This window comes from Burkholderia sp. 9779_493, from assembly GCF_015712215.1.
In the GTDB taxonomy this organism is placed as follows: Bacteria; Pseudomonadota; Gammaproteobacteria; order Burkholderiales; family Burkholderiaceae; genus Burkholderia; species Burkholderia cenocepacia.
Genome location: NZ_JACCQA010000055.1, coordinates 1 through 22,128, shown reverse-complemented (window position 1 = coordinate 22,128; position 22,128 = coordinate 1). Strand labels below are relative to the sequence as shown.

Annotated in this window: 18 protein-coding genes; 11 read left to right on the top strand and 7 right to left on the bottom strand. The window is 66.7% G+C overall.

Annotated elements, in window-relative coordinates; translation table 11 throughout:
• Positions 1–6: 6 nt before the first annotated feature.
• From H0X95_RS33190 to H0X95_RS33175, 4 genes are all read left to right on the top strand, one after another.
• Positions 7–1,815: a tannase/feruloyl esterase family alpha/beta hydrolase gene (locus H0X95_RS33190; protein ID WP_059720906.1), complete on the top strand. Its 1,809-nt coding sequence runs from the start codon at positions 7–9 to the stop codon at positions 1,813–1,815.
• A 67-nt stretch (positions 1,816–1,882) separates the two neighbouring features.
• Positions 1,883–3,097, top strand: a complete 1,215-nt coding sequence (locus tag H0X95_RS33185; RefSeq protein WP_058903754.1) for a porin — start codon at positions 1,883–1,885, stop codon at positions 3,095–3,097.
• Positions 3,098–3,211: 114 nt separating this feature from the next.
• Complete coding sequence (locus tag H0X95_RS33180; RefSeq protein WP_230204556.1) at positions 3,212–3,676, top strand: helix-turn-helix domain-containing protein; 465 nt, start codon at positions 3,212–3,214, stop codon at positions 3,674–3,676.
• 336 nt (positions 3,677–4,012) lie between these two features.
• Positions 4,013–5,980 carry an acid phosphatase gene (locus tag H0X95_RS33175; protein WP_059720907.1) on the top strand — a complete coding sequence of 656 codons (1,968 nt, stop codon included), beginning with the start codon at positions 4,013–4,015 and terminating at the stop codon, positions 5,978–5,980.
• A 228-nt stretch (positions 5,981–6,208) separates the two neighbouring features.
• Here the strand turns inward: H0X95_RS33175 and H0X95_RS33170 are convergent, their stop codons facing one another.
• Together H0X95_RS33170 and H0X95_RS33165 are read right to left on the bottom strand one after the other, a co-directional pair.
• Positions 6,209–6,490: a hypothetical protein gene (locus H0X95_RS33170; protein ID WP_006482396.1), complete on the bottom strand. Its 282-nt coding sequence runs from the start codon at positions 6,488–6,490 to the stop codon at positions 6,209–6,211.
• A complete protein-coding gene (locus H0X95_RS33165) occupies positions 6,484–6,972 on the bottom strand; it encodes a hypothetical protein (protein ID WP_153260088.1) in 489 nt (162 codons plus the stop codon). Before H0X95_RS33165 ends, H0X95_RS33170 begins: the two co-directional genes overlap by 7 nt.
• A gap of 279 nt (positions 6,973–7,251) precedes the next feature.
• On the opposite strand from H0X95_RS33165, the gene H0X95_RS33160 reads away from it, so the two are divergent.
• The 3 genes from H0X95_RS33160 (at position 7,252) to H0X95_RS33150 (ending at position 9,678) form a co-directional block, all read left to right on the top strand.
• On the top strand, positions 7,252–7,569 hold the full coding sequence (locus H0X95_RS33160; RefSeq protein WP_006482399.1) for a co-chaperone GroES: 318 nt from the start codon (positions 7,252–7,254) through the stop codon (positions 7,567–7,569).
• Positions 7,570–7,649: 80 nt separating this feature from the next.
• Positions 7,650–9,272, top strand: coding sequence for a chaperonin GroEL (groL, locus tag H0X95_RS33155; RefSeq protein ID WP_006482400.1), 1,623 nt, complete (start codon positions 7,650–7,652; stop codon positions 9,270–9,272).
• Between the two features lie 118 nt (positions 9,273–9,390).
• Complete coding sequence (locus tag H0X95_RS33150; protein ID WP_006482419.1) at positions 9,391–9,678, top strand: hypothetical protein; 288 nt, start codon at positions 9,391–9,393, stop codon at positions 9,676–9,678.
• Positions 9,679–9,772: 94 nt separating this feature from the next.
• Here the strand turns inward: H0X95_RS33150 and H0X95_RS33145 are convergent, their stop codons facing one another.
• Positions 9,773–10,678 (bottom strand): manganese catalase family protein, encoded by a 906-nt coding sequence (locus H0X95_RS33145; RefSeq protein WP_006491398.1) that lies wholly within the window; start codon positions 10,676–10,678, stop codon positions 9,773–9,775.
• Between the two features lie 485 nt (positions 10,679–11,163).
• Here H0X95_RS33145 and H0X95_RS33140 point away from each other — a divergent pair, with 485 nt between their 5' ends.
• Complete coding sequence (locus H0X95_RS33140) at positions 11,164–12,471, top strand: Nramp family divalent metal transporter (protein WP_059720908.1); 1,308 nt, start codon at positions 11,164–11,166, stop codon at positions 12,469–12,471.
• Between the two features lie 95 nt (positions 12,472–12,566).
• Here the strand turns inward: H0X95_RS33140 and H0X95_RS33135 are convergent, their stop codons facing one another.
• Positions 12,567–12,848 (bottom strand): hypothetical protein, encoded by a 282-nt coding sequence (locus H0X95_RS33135; RefSeq protein WP_006485830.1) that lies wholly within the window; start codon positions 12,846–12,848, stop codon positions 12,567–12,569.
• A 628-nt stretch (positions 12,849–13,476) separates the two neighbouring features.
• Between H0X95_RS33135 and H0X95_RS33130 the strand changes: the two genes are divergently transcribed.
• Positions 13,477–17,619 carry a CheR family methyltransferase gene (locus H0X95_RS33130; RefSeq protein ID WP_059720909.1) on the top strand — a complete coding sequence of 1,381 codons (4,143 nt, stop codon included), beginning with the start codon at positions 13,477–13,479 and terminating at the stop codon, positions 17,617–17,619.
• Between the two features lie 181 nt (positions 17,620–17,800).
• Positions 17,801–18,805, top strand: a complete 1,005-nt coding sequence (locus tag H0X95_RS33125; RefSeq protein WP_043205961.1) for a chemotaxis protein CheB — start codon at positions 17,801–17,803, stop codon at positions 18,803–18,805.
• 30 nt (positions 18,806–18,835) lie between these two features.
• On the opposite strand, the gene H0X95_RS33120 is transcribed toward H0X95_RS33125, so the two are convergent.
• The 3 genes from H0X95_RS33120 to H0X95_RS33110 form a co-directional block, all read right to left on the bottom strand.
• The gene (locus tag H0X95_RS33120) at positions 18,836–20,128 is read right to left on the bottom strand and encodes an Nramp family divalent metal transporter (RefSeq protein ID WP_059720910.1); all 1,293 of its coding nucleotides are present in this window, start codon (positions 20,126–20,128) and stop codon (positions 18,836–18,838) included.
• A gap of 82 nt (positions 20,129–20,210) precedes the next feature.
• On the bottom strand, positions 20,211–20,726 hold the full coding sequence (locus tag H0X95_RS33115) for a hypothetical protein (protein ID WP_059720911.1): 516 nt from the start codon (positions 20,724–20,726) through the stop codon (positions 20,211–20,213).
• Between the two features lie 63 nt (positions 20,727–20,789).
• Positions 20,790–21,392, bottom strand: a complete 603-nt coding sequence (locus H0X95_RS33110) for a TetR/AcrR family transcriptional regulator (protein ID WP_006485824.1) — start codon at positions 21,390–21,392, stop codon at positions 20,790–20,792.
• A gap of 418 nt (positions 21,393–21,810) precedes the next feature.
• Here H0X95_RS33110 and H0X95_RS33105 point away from each other — a divergent pair.
• Positions 21,811–22,128, top strand: a 318-nt coding sequence (locus H0X95_RS33105; RefSeq protein ID WP_196446368.1) for an SEL1-like repeat protein, incomplete at its 3' end; no start/stop codon positions are given.

Sequence of the window (22,128 nt, the reverse complement as noted above, 5' to 3'; positions counted from 1 at the left end):
ACAGGCATGCAGACGAACTGCAGGGCAGGGTGGATGATGTGCGCTTGGCATCGCGCGACACGCGTAAGGTGCGATGCACTGACCAGGGCGCTGGCGATCGGCGTCGTGTGGCTGAGTGCGGCGCTGACGGGCTGGCCGAATGCCGCGAATGCGGCGAGCACCGCCGGACTCGCGAATCTTCCCGCGGTGATGCCCGCGATGTCGTGCCCGTCGGTCGCGGCGCTCGACCTGAGCGGCGTGACCGACGGCGCCGTCACGATCACGTCGGCGGTGCTGCTGCCGGCCGGCACGGTCGTCGGTAACAACACGTTGCCGGCGCCGGTGTGCGACGTGAAGGGGACGATCGGCCCGGGCGCGTCGCTGTTCGAACTGCAGCTGCCGACGCAGGGCTGGACGCAGCGTTATCTGCAGACGGGCTGCGGTGGCCTGTGCGGCAACCTGTCCGTCAACGCGCCGATGGCATCGACGTGCGTGCCGGTGACGAACGGCACGATCGCGATGGCTGCGACCGACATGGGCCACGAAGGCGGCAACGACGGTTCGTGGGCGCTCGATCCGAAGGCGAAGCTCGACTTCGCATACCGCGCCGAACACGCAACGGCTCAGGTCGCGAAGGCGATCATCGGCAAGTTCTATGCACGGCCCGCGCGCTACGCGTACTTCGACGGCTGCTCGGACGGCGGCCGCGAAGCGCTGATGGAGGCGCAGCGCTTTCCCGACGACTTCGACGGCATCGCCGCCGGTGCGCCGGCGAACGACCTGATCGTGCAGAACACGTTCCACCATGCATGGCCGAACGCGGTGAACACCGACCCGAAGACGGGCAACGCGATTCTGCTCGCCGGCAAGCTGCCGATGCTGCACGCGGCCGTGCTCAAGGCGTGCGACGGGCTGGACGGCGTGGTCGACGGCGTGATCGACAACCCGCGCGCGTGTCGCTTCGATCCCGCGACGATCGTCTGCGCGCAAGGCCAGTCCACCGCGACCTGCCTGACGCCGCAGGAAGCCGACGTCGTCCGTCGGATCCACGACGGCGCGACGACCGCGGACGGCACGCGTCTCGAGCCGCTCGTCTCGCGCGAATGGGGCTCCGAGCTGAACTGGACGCTGTTCGTCCCGGCGACCGCGACCGCACAGAGCGGCACGATCGGCTTCGTGCTGCCGTTCCTGCGCTATCTCGACTACTACAACGCGTCGTATCCGTCCGCGGCGATCGGCGACCTGAAATTCACGCTCGACGGGTTCGCGAAGACGGTGCCGGTGTCGAACTACCTGGCCGCGACCGATCCTGACCTGACCCGGTTCGCCGGGCGCGGCGGCAAGCTGCTGCTGTGGCACGGCCTGGAAGACCAGCACATCTCGCCGCGTTCGAGCATCGCGTACTACGAAGCGATGAACCACTACATGGGCGACGCAAGAGTCGACCGCTTCGCGCGCTTCTACCTGTTCCCGGGCGTCGCGCACTGCGGCGGCGGGCAGGGGCCGGACGTGTTCGACATCCTGTCGCCGCTGATGGCGTGGACCGAAACGGGCGCGACGCCGGGCCGGATCGTCGCGTCGATCGTCGACGCGAACGGCAACACGACGCGCACGCGCCCGGTGTTCCCGTATCCGGCCACCGCGCGCTACACAGGCACCGGCAGCACCGACGACGCGGCGAACTTCGCCGCCGGTACGCCGAAGGCCGCCCCGGTGGTCGACCTTCACTGGGCCGGCGAATGGCTGTACTCGCCGGGTTACGAAGCGCAATGCCAAGTCCAGGGTTCTCAACTCGTCTGCAAGGGCGGCAACGGCTGGCATGCGTATCGTCCATGACCCCACGGCGGCACGCACTGATCACAACAACTCACGCATTCAACAAGGCAAGGAAGGAGACGGATCGATGAAGAAGCAGGCATCACGGGTCGCGCTGACCGCCATCGCGATGGCGGCGGCCGCACCGGCGTTCGCGCAGAGCAGCGTCACGCTGTACGGGATCGTCGACAACGGGATCGGCTACCAGAGCAACGCGACGACGCTCGGCTCGACGAGCGGCGGCAAGTCGGTGATCAGGATGAACCAGGGCGTGTGGGCCGGCAGCCGCTTCGGCTTGAAGGGTGCCGAGGATCTCGGCGGCGGCACGAAGGCGATCTTCACGCTCGAATCGGGCTTCAACTCGGGCACGGGCGCCACGCAGTACACCGATGCGATGTTCGGGCGGCAGGCTTGGGTCGGCCTGACCAATGCGACCTACGGCACGCTGAGCGCGGGGCGGCAGTACGCGTCGTACTACCAGACGATGTCGGCATTCAGCCCGACGACGTGGGTCACCGGCTACTACGGCGCGCACCCGGGCGACGTCGACGGGCTCGACACGATCTATCGCGCGAACAACACGCTCGAATACACGTCTCCGAAATGGTATGGCCTGACGCTGAGCGGCTCGTATTCGTTCGGCGGCGTGGCCGGCAGCACCAATGCCGGCTCGACATGGGCAACCGGCATCCAGTACGCGGCCGGCCCGCTCGGCGTCGGCCTCGCGTTCGAGCGCGTGAACAATTCGAATACGGCCGGCGGCACGTGGGGTGCGAATTCGACGACGTCGAACGGGGGCGCGCAAGTGGGCGTGTCGGCGCTCACGAACGGCTACCAGACCGCGAAGGCGCAGCAGCGGTTCGCGGTGGGCCTGAGCTACCGGTTCAGCGACGCGTGGGATGCGACGGCCACGTACACCAACACCGAATACATCCCGGGCGCGGCGTCGAAGTTCGTCAACACCGCGATCTTCAACACGGCCGGCGCGGTGCTGCACTGGAAGCCGTCGGCGGTGTGGGATTTCGGTGCAGGCTATGCGTACACGCGCGCGACCGAGGCGAACGGCATCACCGACAGCGCGCAGTATCACCAGTTCAATCTGTCGCAGTATTACTCACTGTCGAAGCGCACGGGGCTGTACCTGCTCGAAGCGTATCAGCACGCGAAGGGCAAGACGCTCGGCACGAGCGGCGCGGGCAGCATCGTCGACGCGACCGCAACGCTGGGTGACGGGTTCAACTCCGCGCCGTCGTCGACCGGGACCCAGTTCGCGTTCGGTGCGGGGATCATTCATCGGTTCTGACCCGAGCCTGATTGCGCGCGCATCCGGCGGCGTCCGGATGTCGCTCATAAGGTAGAGTACGCCCACATCGGGTTCTGCAGCCGGGGAATCGCGGGCGGCATCGCGCCGATGGACATGATGCTCACGCTGATGTCGAGCGACTTCGGTCCGCATCTCGTCGTCGACGTGTCGAAGCACCTGGTCGTCAGCCGGCTGCGCGGCATGAATGAACCGCAGCCGATGCCGGTGTGTGCGCGTCTCGAGTCGACGCGCGACGATCTGGTCGAAGCGGTGAAGCTGATGGAAGCCAACGTCGAGGAGCCGCTTTCGTTTCCCGAGATCGCGCGGCTGGTCGGGCTGTCAGCGCGGCAGTTTCAGCGCGTGTTCAAGGAATATTTGAGTATGTCGCCGCGCGACTACTACCGAAGCATTCGCCTTCGGCATGCACGGGCCCTGCTGCGCCGCGGCAACGATTCCATCGGCGATGTGTCGGTGCGTTGCGGATTTCCGTCGGCGTGTACTTTCAGCAAGGCGTATCGGAAGGCGTTCGGCCATGCCCCGATCGTCGAGCGCCGCGCACCGCGATACACGGCGGGATGACAGTGTTCGGGTGACCGCATTTTGAGTACGACGCGGGCTGCCGATCGCTGGCGCGGACGTCGGCCGGGTATCACGTGCTCGGCAACTGTCCGTGATGCGGGACGGGCGGGATGCCCGCGCGGGCAGGCAGGTTTTCCGTGCCGACGAATGCGTCGGCGTCGTGTGAAGCGCCGATGCAGGACAGGACCGCATCGCGTCTCGACGAGCGGGACGGTGGCGCGACATCGCCTTCCCCCGAACCGCCTTCCCCCGAACTTTCTCGGCTCTTTCTCATATCTTTCACAAACTAACTATATCGTACGCGCTTTCTCGACACTCCACGGGAACCGCCCAGTCATGTCAGCGCATCGCCGGATTGCCTTGCACACCTTCGCTATCGCCGTTTCGGCAGCCTTCGTTGTCGCGGCTTGCGGCGGAGACGACGTCGACAGCAACCAGCCGCCGTCGGTTGTCGCGCAACTGCCGGCAGCGCCCGCGGACCCCGGTTTCGTGGACAGCGCCCCGGTTCCGGCATCGGTGCCGGCGTTCGTCGACAACGCGGCGACCAACCAGCGCGGCGATGCGCGTTACGCCACGATGAGCACGAACGCCGGCGTGCGCGTCTTGAACGGCTTCCGTGCGCTGTGGCAGCCGCTGACCGACCTCGTCGATGCCGGGACGAGCGCACCTGCGGCCGGCGGTTTTCCGGCGGTGGCGCCGTCGCTGTGGACCGGTCTTCCGAACGACGGTACGCCGGGCGGGACGGCGCTGAACCCGGCCGTGCTGAACGCGAATGTCCAGTATGTGGTCGACGCGACGTCGCAGCGTACCGCCGCGCAGGCCGAGGCCGCGTACTACGACGACCGCCGCGGCAAGGGCTATAGCGTGTCGGACGGCATGGGGCCGCTCACCGACGCGTGGCGCGGCGCGGCGCAGCAGACGACGAGCATCACGTCGGTGCCGGCCGACGCGACGACGAAGCTCTACAACGATACGGGCAACAACACCGGCGTCGGCGGCAGCGCGAATGCCGGGTTCGGTTCCGTCGTCGATTTCATCAATACGATGGGAAACAACGGCTCGACGGAGCCGGCGAAACGCTTCTACAAATATGCGCGTCCGTATCGGTGGAGCACGAGCGTCGTCGTCGCGCCGACGCTCGTACCGGCAGAAAGCACCACGCCGGCCACGGACGGCGGTTTTCCGAGCGGGCATTCCGCGGAAGGCATGCGTGACGCGCTCGCGATGGCGTACGTGATTCCCGAACGTTTCCAGGAAATGATCAGCCGCGGGCTCGAACTCGGCGAGAACCGCATCCTCGCCGGCATGCATTCGCCGCTCGACGTGATCGGCGGCCGGATACTTGCCCAGGCGGTGGTGGCGGCGAACCTCGTCGATCCGGCCAACGCGACGCTCAAGCAGACGGCCTTCCAGCAGGCGCATGCAACGCTGTATTCGCTGACCCGCACCACGCCGGCCACGTTCCTGGCCGCCGCGCATGCCGGTACGGCGTCGAGCGACCGCTTTGCCGACCCGGCCGCCAATCGGGCCAATTACGCGCGCCGACTCACGTTCGGCTTCGCGCCGATCGGCACCACCACCAACGGCGCAGTCGTGCCGAAGGGGGCCGAAGTGCTGCTCGAGACGCGTCTGCCGTATCTGAGCGCCGACCAGCGACGCGTCGTGCTGAAGACGACGGCGCTGGCGTCCGGTTATCCGCTGCTCGACGACGCCGAGGGATGGGGCCGGCTCAACCTGTTCGCCGCCGCGGACGGGTACGCGAATTTTGCCGGCAACGTCAGTGTGACGATGGATGCTTCGCTCGGCGGATTCAATGCAGCCGATACCTGGCGCAACGATATCGGCGGCGACGGCAAGCTGACGTTCGCCGGAACGGGCGCGCTGACGCTTGCCGGCGCGAACACCTATCGCGGCGGCACGGAAGTGCGGGGCGGAACGCTCGCGGCGGGATCGCCGCAGGCGTTCGGTGCCGGCGACGTCTATGTCGGCGGCGGCACGGTGGCGATCAAGGCCGCGGCGCGCGCGAACATCAACGGCCGCTACACGCAGTTGAAGGGCGGTACGCTGGAACTCGACCGTGGCGCCGGCGACGCCGGACGACTCGCGGTGGCAGGGATGACGACGCTTGCCGGCGGCACGCTGCACGTCCGGTTCGCCGCGGGTCTCGCGCCGCAGGTCGGTGACGTCGTTTCGCTCGTCGACAGCAGCCAGCTTCAGGGGCGCTTCGATTCGGTGGTCGTGGACGGGTACAACGCCACCGCGCTTTACAGCGCATCGGGCATATCGGTTCGTATCGACAAGTAGGGGCGGGCGGCGCATCGATGCAGTGATCCGGACGGCGGTTGCCCGCCGGAGCATGCATCGCGCCTTCGTCGTTGGCCGCGGCTGTCGGCTGCGGCTTCGACGACCGCCGCCAGGGTCGTCGACGAAACGCGAGCTTCAGTATTGGCGGCGCGCTTGCGCGGATACCGCGTGCATCGAGCATGATCACGCACGCACGTCGGTAGCCGCGGCACTGATGCGAACGCCGGGTCACCCGGCGTCGTCCGACAGCGCGACGGGCGCGTCGTATGGATGGTCGCGCGCTGCCGCGGCCTCGTGACGACGCCCGCGGGAAGCGATGTCGGCCCCGAGCGCGTGGAGAATCGATCGGCCCTTCTTCGTCAGGTACGCGCGCCGGCGGCCGGGTGCGCCATGTTCGAGCATGACGAGTTGTCGTTCGAGCAACGCATCGAGTTCGGCGCGGTTCATGTCGAGTTGATCCGGCGCCTGGCACACCAGCATCAGCGTCGCGAATTCATGCGGGCTCAGCATGGCCGCCTCCCGTCGCGCACGAAACCGCCACGCGCGGGCGCAACGCCGAAAAATGAAATGTGGTGCAGCACCCGTCCTGGCGTGGCGACGCGGCGGCGCGGCGGCTTCGGTCGGCCGATCGCGGCGGGTTGGGCCGCGCGACGCAACGCGAATGGCTTGCGCGCGCCGCGTACCCACGCGCCGATCGACGCGAAGCGACCGGTGCCGTTGCGCGCTATCCGCAGGCCGGTCGGCAAACCCTTGACGACGCGGGCGACGCGTCGTGGTCGGCGGCCGACCTCCGGCAGCCGATCGAAGATGAAGAAAGGATCGTTCATGATTCGCTCCCGGTTGGACCTCGCACGGAGGACGAACCGGACCACGCGCTCCAGTTCGTCGATCCGCGAAAGATCTCGCTGACAAACAAATCGAAACACGCAGCGCGTAAGCCGCGGCTGCTTGAGCGATACCAAAATAGGATGGGACGCGCGGATTTCAAGCATCGTTGCACGACGATTCGCGCGGCCCGGAGCGGTGGTCGTCGAGGTCGTGTTGCCGCTCGCGACGGAGCGTCGGGAGACAGCCGCCGGTCGTGCGCGCGCCGGTTTCGCGATGAAACATTTTGTTACATATTGGGCGCGCGTCACCCTCTTGAAGCGTCCTCCCCACGCCACTATTTCGCTTTTCGCCAATCGATGGCACGCCGGCGCATCGCGGACTTTGCGCGTACAGGCGCCGGCGGATTCCCTTTTCCAGGTGATCTCATCGCTCAGGAGATGAAAATGCAGATTCGTCCCCTCTACGACCGGGTTATCGTCAAGCGAATCGAACAGCAGCGGACGACGGCCTCCGGCATCGTGATTCCCGATTCGGCCGCCGAACGGCCCGAGCAGGGTGAAGTGATTGCAGTCGGCAGCGGCCGGCTGCTGCAGGACGGCTCGCAGCGCCCGCTGCAGCTCCAGGTCGGCGACCAGGTTCTCTTCGGCAAATATGCAGGCCAGACCGTGAAGGTGAACGGCGAGGAACTGCTCGTGATGCGCGAAGAGGACGTCATGGGCGTACTCGAACCCGAATCACCGGCCGCCAGGAAAGCGGCCTGAATGCCGATTCGACCGCGTCGCACGGGTGTGTACCCGGTGCGCGCGGCATCCCGTTCAACGACTGTATCCGGAGCAAGAAAATGACTGCAAAAGACGTGAAATTCCGCGATGGCGCGCGCCAGCAGATCGTCAAGGGCGTGAACGTGCTGGCCGATGCGGTGAAGGTGACGCTCGGTCCGAAGGGCCGCAACGTCGTGATCGAGCGCGGCTTCGGCGCGCCCGTGATCACGAAGGACGGCGTGTCGGTCGCGAAGGAAATCGAGCTGAAGGACCGCTTCGAGAACATGGGCGCGCAGATCGTCAAGCAGGTCGCGTCGAAGACGGCCGACGTGGCCGGCGACGGGACCACCACCGCCACCGTGCTCGCGCAGGCGATCGTGCAGGAAGGCATGAAGCACGTCGCGGCCGGCATGAACCCGATGGATCTGAAGCGCGGCATCGACAAGGCCGTCGGCGCGGTACTCGACGAGTTGCGCAAGCTGTCCCGACCGATTTCGACCCACAAGGAAATCGCGCAGGTCGGCGCGATTTCCGCGAACTCGGACGACGCGATCGGCAAGATCATCGCCGATGCGATGGAGAAGGTCGGCAAGGACGGCGTGATCACCGTCGAGGACGGCAAGTCGATGGAGAACGAACTCGACGTGGTCGAGGGCATGCAGTTCGATCGCGGTTACGTGAGCCCGTATTTCATCAACGATCCCGCCAAGCAGGCGGCCTATCTCGACGATGCGCTGATTCTGCTGCATGACAAGAAGATCTCCAGTGTCCGCGATCTGCTGCCGATCCTCGAAGCGGCGTCCAAGGCCGGCAAGCCGCTGCTGATCGTCGCCGAGGACGTCGAGGCCGAAGCGCTCGCGACACTCGTCGTGAATTCGATGCGCGGCATCCTGAAGGTCGCCGCCGTCAAGGCGCCGGGCTTCGGCGACCGGCGCAAGGCGATGCTGGAAGATCTCGCGATCCTGACCGGCGCGACGGTCATCTCGGAGGAAACCGGCAAGCAGCTCGACAAGGCCACGCTGGAGGATCTTGGCAGTGCGAAGCGCGTCGAGGTGCGCAAGGACGATACGATCATCATCGACGGCGCAGGCGATGCGGCGCGCATCGACGCGCGCGTGAAGGCGATTCGCGCGCAGATCGACGAAGCGACGAGCGACTACGATCGCGAGAAGCTGCAGGAGCGTGTCGCGAAGCTCGCGGGCGGCGTGGCGGTGATCAAGGTCGGCGCCGTCACCGAAGTGGAAATGAAGGAGAAGAAGGACCGCGTCGACGATGCGCTGCATGCGACGCGTGCCGCGGTCGAGGAGGGCATCGTGCCGGGCGGTGGCGTCGCGCTGCTGCGTGCGCGCGCGGCGCTGTCCGACATCCGGGGCGCGAATGCGGACCAGGATGCCGGCATCCGGATCGTGCTGCGTGCGCTGGAAGCGCCGCTGCGCGTCATCGCGGCCAACGCGGGCGACGAACCGTCGGTCGTGATCTCGAAGGTGCTCGAAGGCAAAGGGAACTTCGGCTACAACGCGGCGACCGGCGAGTACGGCGATCTGGTCGATGCGGGCGTGGTCGATCCGACCAAGGTCACGCGGACCGCGCTGCAGAACGCGGCATCGATCGCGAGCCTGGTGCTGACGACCGATGCGACCGTCGCGCAAGCGCCGAAAGAGGACGGCGCCGAGCCGGCCGCCGCGCCCGACCTCGGCTACTGACCTGCGTCGCGGGCTCGCCTGCGATCGTCGAACAGCCGCTGGCCGGAGCGGCTTTGCCCGGCGCGCGCGACAGCGGGGGGCGCGTCGCGCCGCTTTTTTCGTGTTTGCGAGACCGACCATGAAACTCGAACTTTCGATCGATTCCAGGCCGCTGCACGTCGAACTCGACGACGTCATCGCCGGCCTGCTCGCCGCGCGGCTCGGCCTGCCGCTCGACGGCGACAATCGCGGCGCGATCGGCCGCTACCTCGGCGACGCGGCCGGGCCGTGGACGCTGGATGACGACCATATGCGCAAGCGCGTGATGCGCCGCCTGATCCTCGACATTGCCGATCCGACGCTGGTCATCCAGTACCTGATGGCCGACCAGGGCGACCAGACCGAGCCCGACGAAGCCGGCGCCTGACGCGCGGCCGCACGTGCGGCGATGCATCCGGCGCGCGCGTCATGTCGCTTCGCCGGCGCGCCGGAATCCCGATCGCGCGCCAGCGCGCCCCTGCTCACGCGCCGTCCGGCTTGCCCGGCTTGCGGCCCTGAGGCGCCGGCGGCCCCGCGCCGAGTTCGGCGCCCGTCACCGGGTCGCTGTTCGGATCGGAGGCGAGTCGCTGCGCCATGGCTTCGATGGCGTCCGCCTGCTGCGCGTCGAGCATGCCTTCCGGAATACCGCTGCCGCCATCGACCGCCGGCTCGCCGGGCCGGATCTCGAGTTCGCCGCCGTGGTTCCACGGTCCGACCAGCGGCGCCGCGTCCGGCTGCATCCGGAAGTACACGTGGTCATACGGCGTCTTGGGCGGCAGCTTGCCCGGCGGGAAATTCGCGGTGATCGCATACAGCGCCTTCTCGAACGACATCTGGTGCGACACCTCGCGCGTCATCAGGAAGCCGAGCGCGTCGCGAATGTCCGGATCGTCGGTGACGTTGATCAGCCGTTCATAGATGATCTTCGCGCGTGCTTCGGCCGCGATGTTCGAGCGCAGGTCGGCGGTCGGCTCGCCGATCGTGTCGATGTACGCGGCCGACCACGGCACGCCGCCCGAATTGGTCAATGGCGCGCCCGCGCCGTACAGCACCTGCGTCACGTGGCTGTCGTTGCCGGCGCCGTGCAGCTTGCGGTACAGCTCCGCCTGTTCGTCGACCGCTTCGGCCAGTTCGCCCTTGGCGCCGCGGTTGAGCATCGCGGCCATCGAGCCGATCACTTCGAGATGGCTCAGTTCCTCGGTGGCGATGTCGAGGAGCATGTCCTTGCGGCCCGGATCTTCCTCGGTGATCGCCTGCGTGAAATAGCGCATCGCGGCGGCAAGTTCGCCCTGCGGGCCGCCGAACTGCTCGAGCAGCAGGTTGGCGAGCCCGGGATTCGGCGCGCCCACGCGCACCGTGTACTGAAGCCGTGTGTTGTGGATGAACATGGCATCTCCGTGGAAAAGGGTTGCGCGACATTCGCCGGCTCGAACCAGCACGATTCGATCCCACGGCCGACGATCCCGGGCATGCGCGATGCTGTCCGGTGCGGGCTGTGCGCGAGCGGCTTGCCGTGGACGACGGCATCGTTCGCTGCACGACACGCGTGCGTCGGGCAACGGGTATCGGTCTGTCCGGCATCGGTCGGCGCGGCGCGACGGAACCGCGATCGGCTCGCGGCGGGGCTGCTTTCCGCGGGCGCAGCGGCCGGCCGGCGACGCAACGGCGCGGCATGCGACAAGGGCCGAGACGGCGGCAGCGCGAGCACGCGTCGCGTAGCCCGCCCCCTCGTCGCCGGATTTTCAAGCGGTTGTCATTTCGGCTGCATAGCCCGTGTCGCGCCGGCACGGAGGCGGTGCGGCACGGTGTGTCGGCGGTACGCGGGATGGATCGCGCGGGGGGCGCACGATGCCGCTTTCGTGAAGGAGTACGGATGGCGACGCTCGACAGGAACGCGGCGACGGAGCGCACTGCGACGGACATGCGCGAGGGGTTGGCCGGCCGGCGGCGCGGGCCGCTGGCGGCGCTGTCGTTCGCGGGGCCGGCGATCGTCGCGTCGGTCGCGTATATGGACCCCGGCAATTTCGCGACGAACATCCGGGCCGGCGCGCAGTTCGGGTACACGCTGCTCTGGGTCGTGCTGATGGCGAACGGCATCGCGATGTTGTTCCAGTCGCTGTCCGCGAGGCTCGGCATCGTCACCGGCCGCAATCTCGCGGAGCTCTGCCGCCTGCATTTCCCGCGGCCGGTGGTCGTCGGCATGTGGGTCGCGAGCGAACTGGCCGCGATGGCGACCGAGCTGGCCGAATTTCTCGGCGGCGCGATCGCGCTGTCGCTGCTGTTCGACCTGCCGACCTTCGCCGGAATGTTCGTGATGGCGCTCGTGACCTACGCCATCCTGCTGGCCGACCGGAACGGGTTCCGGCCGATGGAAATCGCCGTGGGCGTGTTCGTCGGCGTGACCGGTCTCTGCTATCTCGCCGAGATGTTCATTGCGCCGGTCGCGTGGGCCGAAGTCGGCTGGCATGCCGTCGTGCCGGAATGGCCGCGCGGCGACGCGTTGACGGTGTCGGTCGGCATCGTCGGCGCGACGATCATGCCGCATGCGCTGTTTCTGCACTCCGGGCTCACGCAGCGACGCGCGTCGGGGCTCGATCGCGCGCGGCGCCGGATGATGGTGCGGTTCTCGGATCGGGAGGTGGTCGTCGCGCTGTCCGTCGCCGGCGCGATCAACATGGCGATGATCGTGATGGCGAGCGCGGCGTTTCATGCCGGCCATCGCGATGTCGCGGAGATCGAAACCGCGTACCGGATGCTGACGCCGTTGCTCGGCCCGGCCGCCGCGACCTGTTTCCTCGTGTCGCTGATGAGCGCCGGCATCTCGAGTTCCGTGGTCGGCACGATGGCCGGACAGATGATCATGCAGGGCTTCGTGGGGTTCCGGATTCCGGTCTGGCTGCGCCGGCTCGTCACGATGGCGCCCGCGTTCGTCGTCGTCGGGATGGGCGTGGATTCGATGCAGGCGCTCGTGATCAGCCAGGTCGTGCTGTCCGTCGTATTGCCGGTACCGATGCTGGCGCTGGTGTACTTCTGCGGCCGACGTGACGTCATGGGCGCGTTCACGAGCGGGCGCATCGCGCGCTGCGCAGCGCGCGGCGCGACTGCGGTCGTCGTCGTGCTGAATGTCGTTCTGCTGGCGCGGCCGGTCGGCGCAATCGTTGCACGGTTGGGCGGCAACTGAACGGCCGGTGCGTTAGCGCCCGGGCAAATGTGGCGGCCCAGGTTGCCCGCGACCCCGCGCGAGCCGGATGACGGCCGGCGCGCCGGCGTGCGGGTTCAGCGCGCTTTCAGCATTTCGTCGGCGAGCCGGTAGGCGCTGACCGCGCGCTTCGATTCGTAGTCGGCGATCGTCGACACGTTGCGCCCGGCGTCGCGCGACAGCAAGCCCTGCAGCGCGGCGGCGGCAAAGAAATCGCGCAGGTCCGGGGTCGTCGATTTCGGCTCGGGCGGAACGGCTTCGACGAGCGGCCCCGCCTTCCAGAAAACGGGCGATGGAGTGGCTGCCCTGGCTACGGCGGCAGTTTGCTTGATGCTCACATCCTGCGAAAACGGCGTCATTTCTTCCCCTTCGATCCAGTATCTGTTGGCGAAGCAGCGTAATGTCCCCGACTGCATGAGCGAGCATCGTGTCATTGTGTTGTCAGCGGTACTAACCGCTTGATCGACGCGAATATTCGCTGGTAATACGGAATTCGTCAAAGAAAATAAATTAGGTCCGCGCCGTCGACGGATGAGCACGATTCGTTCCCGCTCGCGGTCGTGGAGCGGCATCGCGTCTTGCGGACCGATGGGGATGGTATGTCGGCACGAATGACGTTCCGGTGACACGCCTGCGCGCAGGCGCGGCGGTCGTGCACGGCATTCTGACGGCGGTGTTGGCGACATCGCAGGCGAGATGAAAGCGGGCGAGGCATCGTTGCGGGACGGAGCCGAGCAGGTGCAGCCGTTTCATCGTTCCGGTTCCCGCTGTCCCGCGCGCACATGCCGTCGGTGATCCGCCGCATGAGGATCGCAAGCCCTTGGTCAGCGGCGGTCCGGCGCTTGCCGGTGCCGTACAATGCGCACGGAGGCGCAGGGGAAGCATCACGGACGAGCGTGGGACGCCCCGACCCGGACGAGGGCGATGCGACCCGGTATCGATCGGCAGTCGGCACACGATGCCCCACAACACCATCAGGAAAATTCAATGGCACGGCAAGCGCCTGCGCGCAAGGAGCGGCTTTCATCGCCCGCCACGTTGAAGAGCGATCTGTCGTTTCCGGTCGTGGGCATCGGCGCATCGGCAGGCGGTACGACGGCCTTGCAGACCTTTTTCGAGAGCGCGCCGACGGGCATGGACATGGCGTTCGTCGTCGTCGTCCATCTCGCGCCGGAACAGGTCAGCCACATGGACAGCGTCCTGCAGCGCACGACGGGCATGCCGGTGCATCAGGTGACGTCCACGGTGCCGATCGAAAAGAACCACATCTACGTGATCGCGCCGGGCATGCAACTCGAGATGTCGGACGGCTGCCTTCGCTGTCATAGCCGGGGCCAGTCCGATGATGCCCCATTCACGATCGACCACTTCTTTCGGACGCTGGCGGACGCGCACGACTGGCGCGCGATCGGCATCGTGATGTCGGGCACCGGCTCCGACGGCGCGGCGGGCTTGAGCCGCATCAAGGAGGCGGGCGGCATCACGCTTGCGCAGACACCGGATGACGCCGAGTATGCGGAGATGCCGCAGCACGCGATTGCCATGGCGCGCGTCGATATCGTGCTGCCGGCGGCCGACATGCCGCAACGGTTGCTCGAACTCTGGTCGAATGCGCGCCGCATCGAGCAGCAAAGCGTCGAATTCGCGCAATCGCTGCACCACGTCGATCGGCCGACGGTCAACGATCCGGAGCGGGCGCTTTCCGACATTCTGATGCACCTGCGGGTACGCACCGGCCACGATTTCCGGCTGTACAAGCGGGCGACCGTGCTGCGGCGTATCGAACGGCGCATGCAGGTCAACGGCCAGCGCGATCTCCTCGCGTACCGGGATTTCCTGCGTGCCGCGCCGGAGGAAGCAAACGCGCTGCTGGCGGACATGCTGATCGGCGTGACCCAGTTCTTCCGCGATCGCGAAGCGTTCGATTTCCTCGAACAGGAAGTGATCGGCTCGTTGTTCGCGTCGGAATCCGGCGAGGAGCAGGTGCGCGTGTGGGTAGCCGGATGCGCGACCGGGGAAGAGGCGTACTCGATCTCGCTGTTGCTGGCGCGGGCGCGCGAGGCCGCGATGTCGAGCCAGGCCATCCAGGTATTCGCGACCGATATCGATGAGGCGGCGATCGTCCGCGCGCGCACCGGCTCCTACCCGCTTTCGATCGCTAGCGACGTGCCCGCCGCGCTGCTGCAGCGGTATTTCACGCGGGACGGCGCACATTACGTGATCGCCAAGGCGGTGCGCGAGCGCATTCTGTTCGCCGCGCACAGCCTGCTGCGCGATCCGCCGTTCTCGCATCTCGACCTGATCTCGTGCCGCAACGTGCTGATCTATCTGGAGCGGGCGGTGCAGCGGCAAATCCTCGAGCTGTTTCATTTCGCGCTGCGTCCGAACGGCTACCTGTTCCTCGGCACCGCGGAATCGGCCGACGCGGCGGACGATCTGTTTGCCGTCGTGGACAAGAAGCGCCGGATTTACCGCGCCCGCGTCGTCACGCATCGCGCGAAGCCGGTCACGGGCTTTCCGCCGCTGTTCCAGGTCGAGTCGGGTGCATCCGACGAGCGGGCCGCGCCGCAGCCCCCGCTGCGGGTGCCGACCAGTCCGGCACAGCGCAATTTCTCCTATGCGGAACTGCACCAGCGCGCGCTCGAAACGTATTCGCCGCCGAGCGTCATCATCGACAAGGAATCGAACGTCGTTCATCTGTCGGATAACGCCGGCCGTTTCCTCAGGCATGTCGGCGGCGAGCTGTCCAGCAACATCATGACGCTGGTGCTGCCGGATCTGCGGCTCGATTTGCGCACCGCGATTTTCCGCGCGCTACAAACGGGTACGAGCGTGGAAGCGCGCCGGGTCAAGTGGGCGCACGACACGCGCGTATCGTGGATCAACATGACGGTTCGGCCGTTCCACGACAAGGTCGCGAATGCGGAATTCCTCCTCGTCGTGTTCGACGAGGTGGCCGGCCGCATGACCGAGGAGGATCAGGCCGAGACGAGCGGGCAGGATCCGGTGCTGGCTCAGCTCGAACAGGAGCTGCAGCACAGCCGCGAGCAACTGGCGACGATCATCGAGCAGTACGAAACGTCGGTCGAGGAACTGAAGGCGTCGAACGAGGAGCTGCAGGCGATCAACGAAGAATTGCGCTCCACGAGCGAGGAGCTCGAAAGCAGCAAGGAGGAACTGCAATCGGTCAACGAGGAGTTGACCACGGCCAACGCCGAAATGCAGGCAAGGATCGAAGACACCGCGAAGGCGAACGACGACCTCCACAACATCATCGCGTCGAGCGAGATCGCGACCGTGTTCGTCGACAAGGAAATCCGCGTCAAGCGGTTTACGCCGAACGCGACGGCCATTTTCAATCTGATCGATACGGACCTGGGCCGGTCGCTGTTCCACATTACCCACGCGTTGCGGTATCCGACGCTGGCCGACGATGTCCGGCAGTCGTTTCAGTCGCTGCGGTTGATCGAGCGCGAGATCGAGAGCGAGGCCGGCCGGTGGTATCTGATGCGGTTGCTGCCCTACCGCACGGCGGACGACCACATCGACGGCGCGGTGATCACGCTGATCGACATCACCGACCGGCATCATGCGGAAGAGGCGGCTCGCGCGGGCGAGCAGCGCCTGCGCCTGGTCGCGCAGTCGACCAAGGACTACGCGATCATCATCCAGGACGGCAACGGCGCGATCGTGAGCTGGAACGCCGGGGCGGAACGCATCTTCGGCTATACGGAAGAAGAGATGATCGGCCAGGACGTGGAGTTGATCTACGAACCCAACGATCGACAGGCGCTCGTGCCGATGCGCGAGCGCGAAGTTGCGACCCGGGAAGGCCGCGCGGACGACGAGCGCTGGCACCGGACCAAGGACGGGCGCCGGATTTTCTGCAGCGGCGTCGTTACGCCGATTTCCGATACGTCGTTCAACGGATTCGCGAAGATCGTGCGCGACATGACGCTGCGCAAGCAGAGCGACGACGCGAACCGCGAAGCGCTCGCGCGGGAGCAGGCGGCCCGCGAGCAGGCGCTCAGTTCGAATCAGCTAAAGGACGAGTTCATCGCCGTGCTGTCGCACGAGCTGCGGCATCCGCTCAACCTGATCGGCGTCAAGTCGGAAATGCTGCCGCGCCTGCCGGAGACGCGCGACATTCCCGCCGTGCGCGAAGCCGCGGATTCGATTCGGCAGGCCGTGCGCGCGCAGGCGCAGATCATCGACGACCTGCTCGATCTGTCGCGCATCCAGACCGGCAAGCTCGCGCTCGAGCTGGGCCGCGTCGACCTGACGGCGATGTTGCGCGGCATCGCCGATACCTGCGAGCGCGACGTGCACGCGCGCGGTCTGGTCCTGAAAACGGAGTTGCCGACGGAGCCGGCCATCGCGCTCGCCGATCCGGTGCGCTGCGAGCAGATCTTCTGGAACCTGATGTCCAACGCGCTCAAGTTCACGCAATCGCATGGCGAGATCGTCGTGCGTCTCGCGCATGAAGGGCGGATGCTGCGTGTCGACGTGATCGACGACGGGCAGGGGATCGACGGCGATACGCTGCCGCATGTGTTCGACATGTTCCGGCAGGCGCCGCGCGACCGGACCCGCGGCGGGCTCGGAATCGGGCTGGCGCTCGTTCGGCAACTCGTGGAAATGCACGGCGGCCGGATCGCCGCGGCATCCGACGGCCAGGGAAGGGGGACCACGATGACGGTATGGCTGCCGGCCGCATCCGACGAGCGCGTCGTGTCTTCCGGCAACGGCGCGGCGGAGGGGAGTATCGCGGGCCTTCGCGTGCTGCTGGTCGAGGACGATCAGGAGACGGCGCTGTCGCTCACGGCGCTGCTGGAACTCGCGGGGGCAACGGTCACGGCCGCGAAAAGCGGGGCCGAGGCACTGGAGAGGTTGCCGGAGACGCCTGTCGACGCCATCGTGTCCGACATCGGGCTGCCCGACATGGACGGCTATGAGTTGATTCGCCACATCAAGGCCGATCCCCGCTGGGCCACGCTCCGGACCGTTGCGCTGACGGGCCGTAATCGCCAGGACGATGTCCGGGCCGCGGCGGAGGCCGGCTTCGACACTCACCTGTCCAAACCGCTGGATTTCGGGATGTTGCTCGCGGCGCTCGGCGACACGCATTAAGCCTGCCCGGTGACGACCCGCGCGTGCGTCGCGGGTCGTTTGCGCCGCGGTTCGCGCCGCGCGTTCCCGTCGGCGGGTTGCATCGACCGCCATCCGACCCGCATTGCCTCGTCTGCTACCGCCCGTGACGGAATTTCGGCTCAGGAACCCGATTTGCGGCGCTATCCGCAAAGGGGGCGCTATGGATCGTCGAGATATCGTGGTAATTGCGTCGTCCCGAGGCGGTCTCCCGGTCCTCCGGACGTTGGTGGCCGGCATTGCCGCGGATTTTCCGGTGCCGATTTGCATCGTGCAGCACATTGGTCGACATCGGACGATCCTGCCCGAGTTGTTGTCGCGATGGGGCAGGCTCGATGCAAGCGAGGCGCTACACGGGGAATCGCCGGAGGCGGGCAGAATTTACGTGGCGCCGCCCGACCGGCACATGATCGTGCGCGGCGGCGACCTGTGGCTGCTCGATACGGCCGCCGAGAACTTCGCCCGCCCGGCCGCCGACCCGCTGTTTCGCTCCGCCGCACGCGAATATGGCGCCGGTGCGATCGGCGTGGTGCTCAGCGGCGACCTCGATGACGGCGCGGCCGGCCTGGCGGCGATTCGCGCACGGGGCGGCTACGGCATCGTTCAGGACCCCGATGAATGCGAAGCGCCGTCGATGCCGCGCAGCGCGCTGGCCGCGGCGGGAGCCGATGCGGTCGCGACGGCGGAAGAACTGCCGCGGACCCTTCATGCAGCGGTCTACGGCGCACGTGCGAAGGAGCAGCGAAAAATGGCAGATTTGCGCGACCTCGACCATGAGAGCCGGATTGCCGAGGGCGGCCTCGTCGATCCGGGACTGCTTGACGAAATCGGCACGCGTTCCGCCCTCACGTGCCCCAGTTGCAACGGCGTGCTCTGGCGCATGCGCGACGATCGTCCGTTGCGATACCGTTGCCATACCGGGCATGCGTTCTCCGCGCTTTCCCTCGACGACGCGGAAGCCCAGAAAGCGGAGGATGCGATATGGGGGGCGATCCGCGCGGTTCACGAGCGCATGATTTTTGCGCGCGAGCGCCAGGAATGGGCGCGCCGCACGGGCAACGCCGAGGACGTCGCGATCGAACAGGCCCGCATCGACGAAAACCAGCGGCTCGCGGACGTGCTGCGCCGTGCGGTCGGCGCCGCACTGAGTACGGGCGAACTGGAGTGAGCGCGAGCCGCGGCATTCGCGCTGCCGGTTTCATCCCGGCACGAACACGCCCATCGCCGCGATCGCCATCGCGAGCGTCGCGATCCATCCGCCCCATGCAAGCGCGCCTCTGACGGCAAACTCGCCCATGACGCGTTTGCTTCTCGCCATCAGCATCATCACGACCATGATCGGAACGGCGCTCACGCCGTTGATGACGGCGCTCCAGTAAAGCGCGCGGATCGGGTCGAAATGCATGAACGTGAACGCGATCCCGCCGACGATCGCCAAGACGATCACCGCATAGAACTCGGGCGCGACGCCCAACTGCAGCGCGAGGCTGTTGCGCCAGCGGAACGTGCCCGCGGCCGCATAGGCGGCCGATCCCGCGAGCACCGGCAGCGCCAGCAGGCCGGTGCCGACGATGCCGAGCGCGAACAGCACGTATGCGAAGTGACCGGCAAGCGGCTCGAGCGCCCGCGCGGCATCGGCCGACGTCTTGACGTCGATGTGATGCGCGTTGAGCGTGGCCGCCGCCGTCAGCACGATGAAGAAGGCGATCACGTTCGACACGCCCATGCCGAACCACGTGTCGAAGCTGATCCGGCGCAACTGGGCGGGCGCCTGATGCGGTACGCGCCGCAGCGGCCGCTGGTTCGGCACGGAGCGCAACTCTTCGACTTCCTGGGACGCCTGCCAGAAAAACAGATACGGGCTGATGGTCGTGCCGAGCACGGCGACGACCGTGGTCAGGTAGGCGGCGCTCAGTTGCGCATGGGGCCGCACGATCGCGCGGCCGACGTCGGCCCAGTCGACCGGCACGATGACGGCGACCGCGACATAGGCGAGCAGCGTCAACGCCGTCCATTTCAGCAATCGTGAATAGCGGTCGTACGGGACGAAAACCTGCAGCACGACCGACACGCCGCCGAGGCACACGATGTAGAGCTGTTGCGGGCCGGGCAGCAGCAAATTGACGGCCGCGCCCATGGCCGACAGATCGGCCGCGATGTTGATCACGTTGGCCGTGATCAGCAGTACGACCGTTCCGTACAGCAGCCATGGCGGGTAGTGCTTGCGCATGTTCGACGCGAGGCCCTTGCCCGTCACGCGGCCGATTCGCGCGCTGACCAGCTGGATCGCCGTCATCAGCGGATACGTGAGCAGCAGCGACCACAGCAGTTCGAAGCCGAATTGCGCCCCCGCCTGCGAGTATGTCCCGATGCCGGAAGGATCGTCGTCGGCGGCGCCGGTGATCAGGCCGGGGCCGAGACGCCGGACCCACGTGACCGCGTTCGGGTCCGGTTCCGTCGGCTCGGGCTGGAGCAAATCGTTGTCGTTCATGATCGCGGGCCTCCCGGGGTCCGGCAGGCGCAATGGCCGTGCCCGCCCGGGCGGTTTCCCGCGCCGGCAGCCTGGGCGGGCCTCACGGTCCGGTCGGCTTCGCCCTGTCGCCCACGTCGACGTCGATCGCGTGTTCCTTCGATACCAGCCGGGCCCCGACCATGCTCCCGCCGCCGATGCGCAACGTCAGGCGCGCGGGTTCGTTGGCATCGAGCCCCGACAAATAGTCCAGGCCGTGCAGCCCCGCGCGATCGTGGAACGGAATGAACCAGGACGAACAGAAGTCCGACGTGGGGACCGGACACGGGGCGCGGATGGCGAGCCGCCGCGCAGCAAACGGATAGTCGTCGAGCGCGGGTTCACCCGTATCGAATCGCTTGCGGATGGTGAGCGGCGTGACGGTGTAGCGGAGGTAGACGTGGTCGGCCCACAGCGTTCGGTCGAGCGATGCCAGGTCTTCCGTGGTGAACGCAACGATCGTGAGACCGTTTCGATCGCGGTTCTGGATTTCATATCGGCTGACATTCACCGATTTGCAGCCGGTACACGCGATCGCCAGACCCATCGCGAAACCGATCCAGCGCATCCGGTCATGCATGTCGTCCTCCCCGGCACCCTCCGACCTCGGTTTGCTTGCAATACGACGGCGCGCGACGTTGCGTTACGTCGGGCGACCGGCACCTTCGGCAGGCGAGACCGGCGCGTGCATCGCCTGTTCGAGCAGCGCATGCGCGGCTTGCCATGCGCGCTGGGCCGCCGCGGAATCGTTGAACGCCCGCGCTTCGACCGTGGCGCCGTCCAACAGCATCATGAAGACGGTCGCCAGCCGGTTGGCGGTTTCGGCCGGCACGACGGCTTCGATCAGTTCGGCCATCCATTCGACCATCTTGCGGCGATAGCGGATCGCGACATCCGAGATCGGCGCATAAGCGGTACCGAATTCGGCCAGCGCACGCTCGAACAGGCAGCCGGCAAATTCGGGTGTGCGGAACCACGCTTCATACCAGTCGAAGACGGTCTTGACGCGCTCGACCGGATCGACGACGTGCTGCAACTGCGCGTCGATGCTGCCGACGATCAGGTCGTAGCGCTGGACCAGCACTTCGCGGATGAGCTCGTCCTTGCTCGCAAAATGCCGGTACAGCGTCATTCGCGCGACACCGGAATCGTCGATGATCCAGTCGACGCCCACCGGGTGAAATCCATGCCTGGAGAACAGTTCGGTCGCTTTGTCTACCACCAGCTGGCGTTTGTTGGCTCGCACGAACGGCTTCCTCCTCGATATTTCAACAGCATAGACCGATTATTCTAGCATCATGCGGGTCGATGAAATCGGCCTCCTGGCGCTGTCTGATGGCCGTTCCGCCCCGACAATCTTCGCTTGTCGAGCCGGTTATCAAGTCATCTTGACTATTAGATAGACCGATATGTATCATTTGAAGCCAGTAAGCAGCGATCGATATTGCGTGGATTAAAGAGACAGAACAAGAGCGGGTTTACCGCGTGCCGTTTTCTGCCGTGTCAGACGCTGCAACGATGTTTCAAGCCGAAAAGAGAACCTGAGAGAGCCTTGGCACGCGGGCCCGCGGACGATGTTCGCCGCGCCCCGCACCGGCCGGGGGCATGCTCGCGGGCGAGCGCGCGAAGCAATACGGCGCCAATGAAACGTGAGGAAAATACCCATGTATCGCCGTTTACTCGCACCGGGGCTGCTGTTGCTGTTGGCCGCGTGCGCGCAGGATCCGTCGGTGACTGCCGGCACGGTACGGATCTGCGACGACACAGGTTGTTCCGATCGCCCTAAAGATCAGGTCTCCTATCAAAAAAGGGACGAGGCGGAAGACCTCGAAGAGCCGCGCATCGCCGCGCTCAAGCAGACCGCGAAGACCCAGCCGAAGGCCGCCTACGACCTCGGCCTGCGCTATTTCCGCGGCGACGGCGTGCGCCAGGACAGCTACCAGGCGCTCAAGTGGATGCGCGAGGCCGCCGAACGCGGCGAC

What these genes read in the sequence shown, in the direction of transcription:
- H0X95_RS33190 (WP_059720906.1), top strand. Translation starts at nt 7, where the DNA reads ATGCAGACGAACTGCAGGGCAGGGTGGATGATGTGCGCTTGGCATCGC.
- H0X95_RS33185 (WP_058903754.1), top strand. Translation starts at nt 1,883, where the DNA reads ATGAAGAAGCAGGCATCACGGGTCGCGCTGACCGCCATCGCGATGGCG.
- H0X95_RS33180 (WP_230204556.1), top strand. Translation starts at nt 3,212, where the DNA reads ATGATGCTCACGCTGATGTCGAGCGACTTCGGTCCGCATCTCGTCGTC.
- H0X95_RS33175 (WP_059720907.1), top strand. Translation starts at nt 4,013, where the DNA reads ATGTCAGCGCATCGCCGGATTGCCTTGCACACCTTCGCTATCGCCGTT.
- H0X95_RS33170 (WP_006482396.1), bottom strand. Translation starts at nt 6,490, where the DNA reads ATGCTGAGCCCGCATGAATTCGCGACGCTGATGCTGGTGTGCCAGGCG.
- H0X95_RS33165 (WP_153260088.1), bottom strand. Translation starts at nt 6,972, where the DNA reads ATGCTTGAAATCCGCGCGTCCCATCCTATTTTGGTATCGCTCAAGCAG.
- H0X95_RS33160 (WP_006482399.1), top strand. Translation starts at nt 7,252, where the DNA reads ATGCAGATTCGTCCCCTCTACGACCGGGTTATCGTCAAGCGAATCGAA.
- groL (WP_006482400.1), top strand. Translation starts at nt 7,650, where the DNA reads ATGACTGCAAAAGACGTGAAATTCCGCGATGGCGCGCGCCAGCAGATC.
- H0X95_RS33150 (WP_006482419.1), top strand. Translation starts at nt 9,391, where the DNA reads ATGAAACTCGAACTTTCGATCGATTCCAGGCCGCTGCACGTCGAACTC.
- H0X95_RS33145 (WP_006491398.1), bottom strand. Translation starts at nt 10,678, where the DNA reads ATGTTCATCCACAACACACGGCTTCAGTACACGGTGCGCGTGGGCGCG.
- H0X95_RS33140 (WP_059720908.1), top strand. Translation starts at nt 11,164, where the DNA reads ATGGCGACGCTCGACAGGAACGCGGCGACGGAGCGCACTGCGACGGAC.
- H0X95_RS33135 (WP_006485830.1), bottom strand. Translation starts at nt 12,848, where the DNA reads ATGACGCCGTTTTCGCAGGATGTGAGCATCAAGCAAACTGCCGCCGTA.
- H0X95_RS33130 (WP_059720909.1), top strand. Translation starts at nt 13,477, where the DNA reads ATGGCACGGCAAGCGCCTGCGCGCAAGGAGCGGCTTTCATCGCCCGCC.
- H0X95_RS33125 (WP_043205961.1), top strand. Translation starts at nt 17,801, where the DNA reads ATGGATCGTCGAGATATCGTGGTAATTGCGTCGTCCCGAGGCGGTCTC.
- H0X95_RS33120 (WP_059720910.1), bottom strand. Translation starts at nt 20,128, where the DNA reads ATGAACGACAACGATTTGCTCCAGCCCGAGCCGACGGAACCGGACCCG.
- H0X95_RS33115 (WP_059720911.1), bottom strand. Translation starts at nt 20,726, where the DNA reads ATGCATGACCGGATGCGCTGGATCGGTTTCGCGATGGGTCTGGCGATC.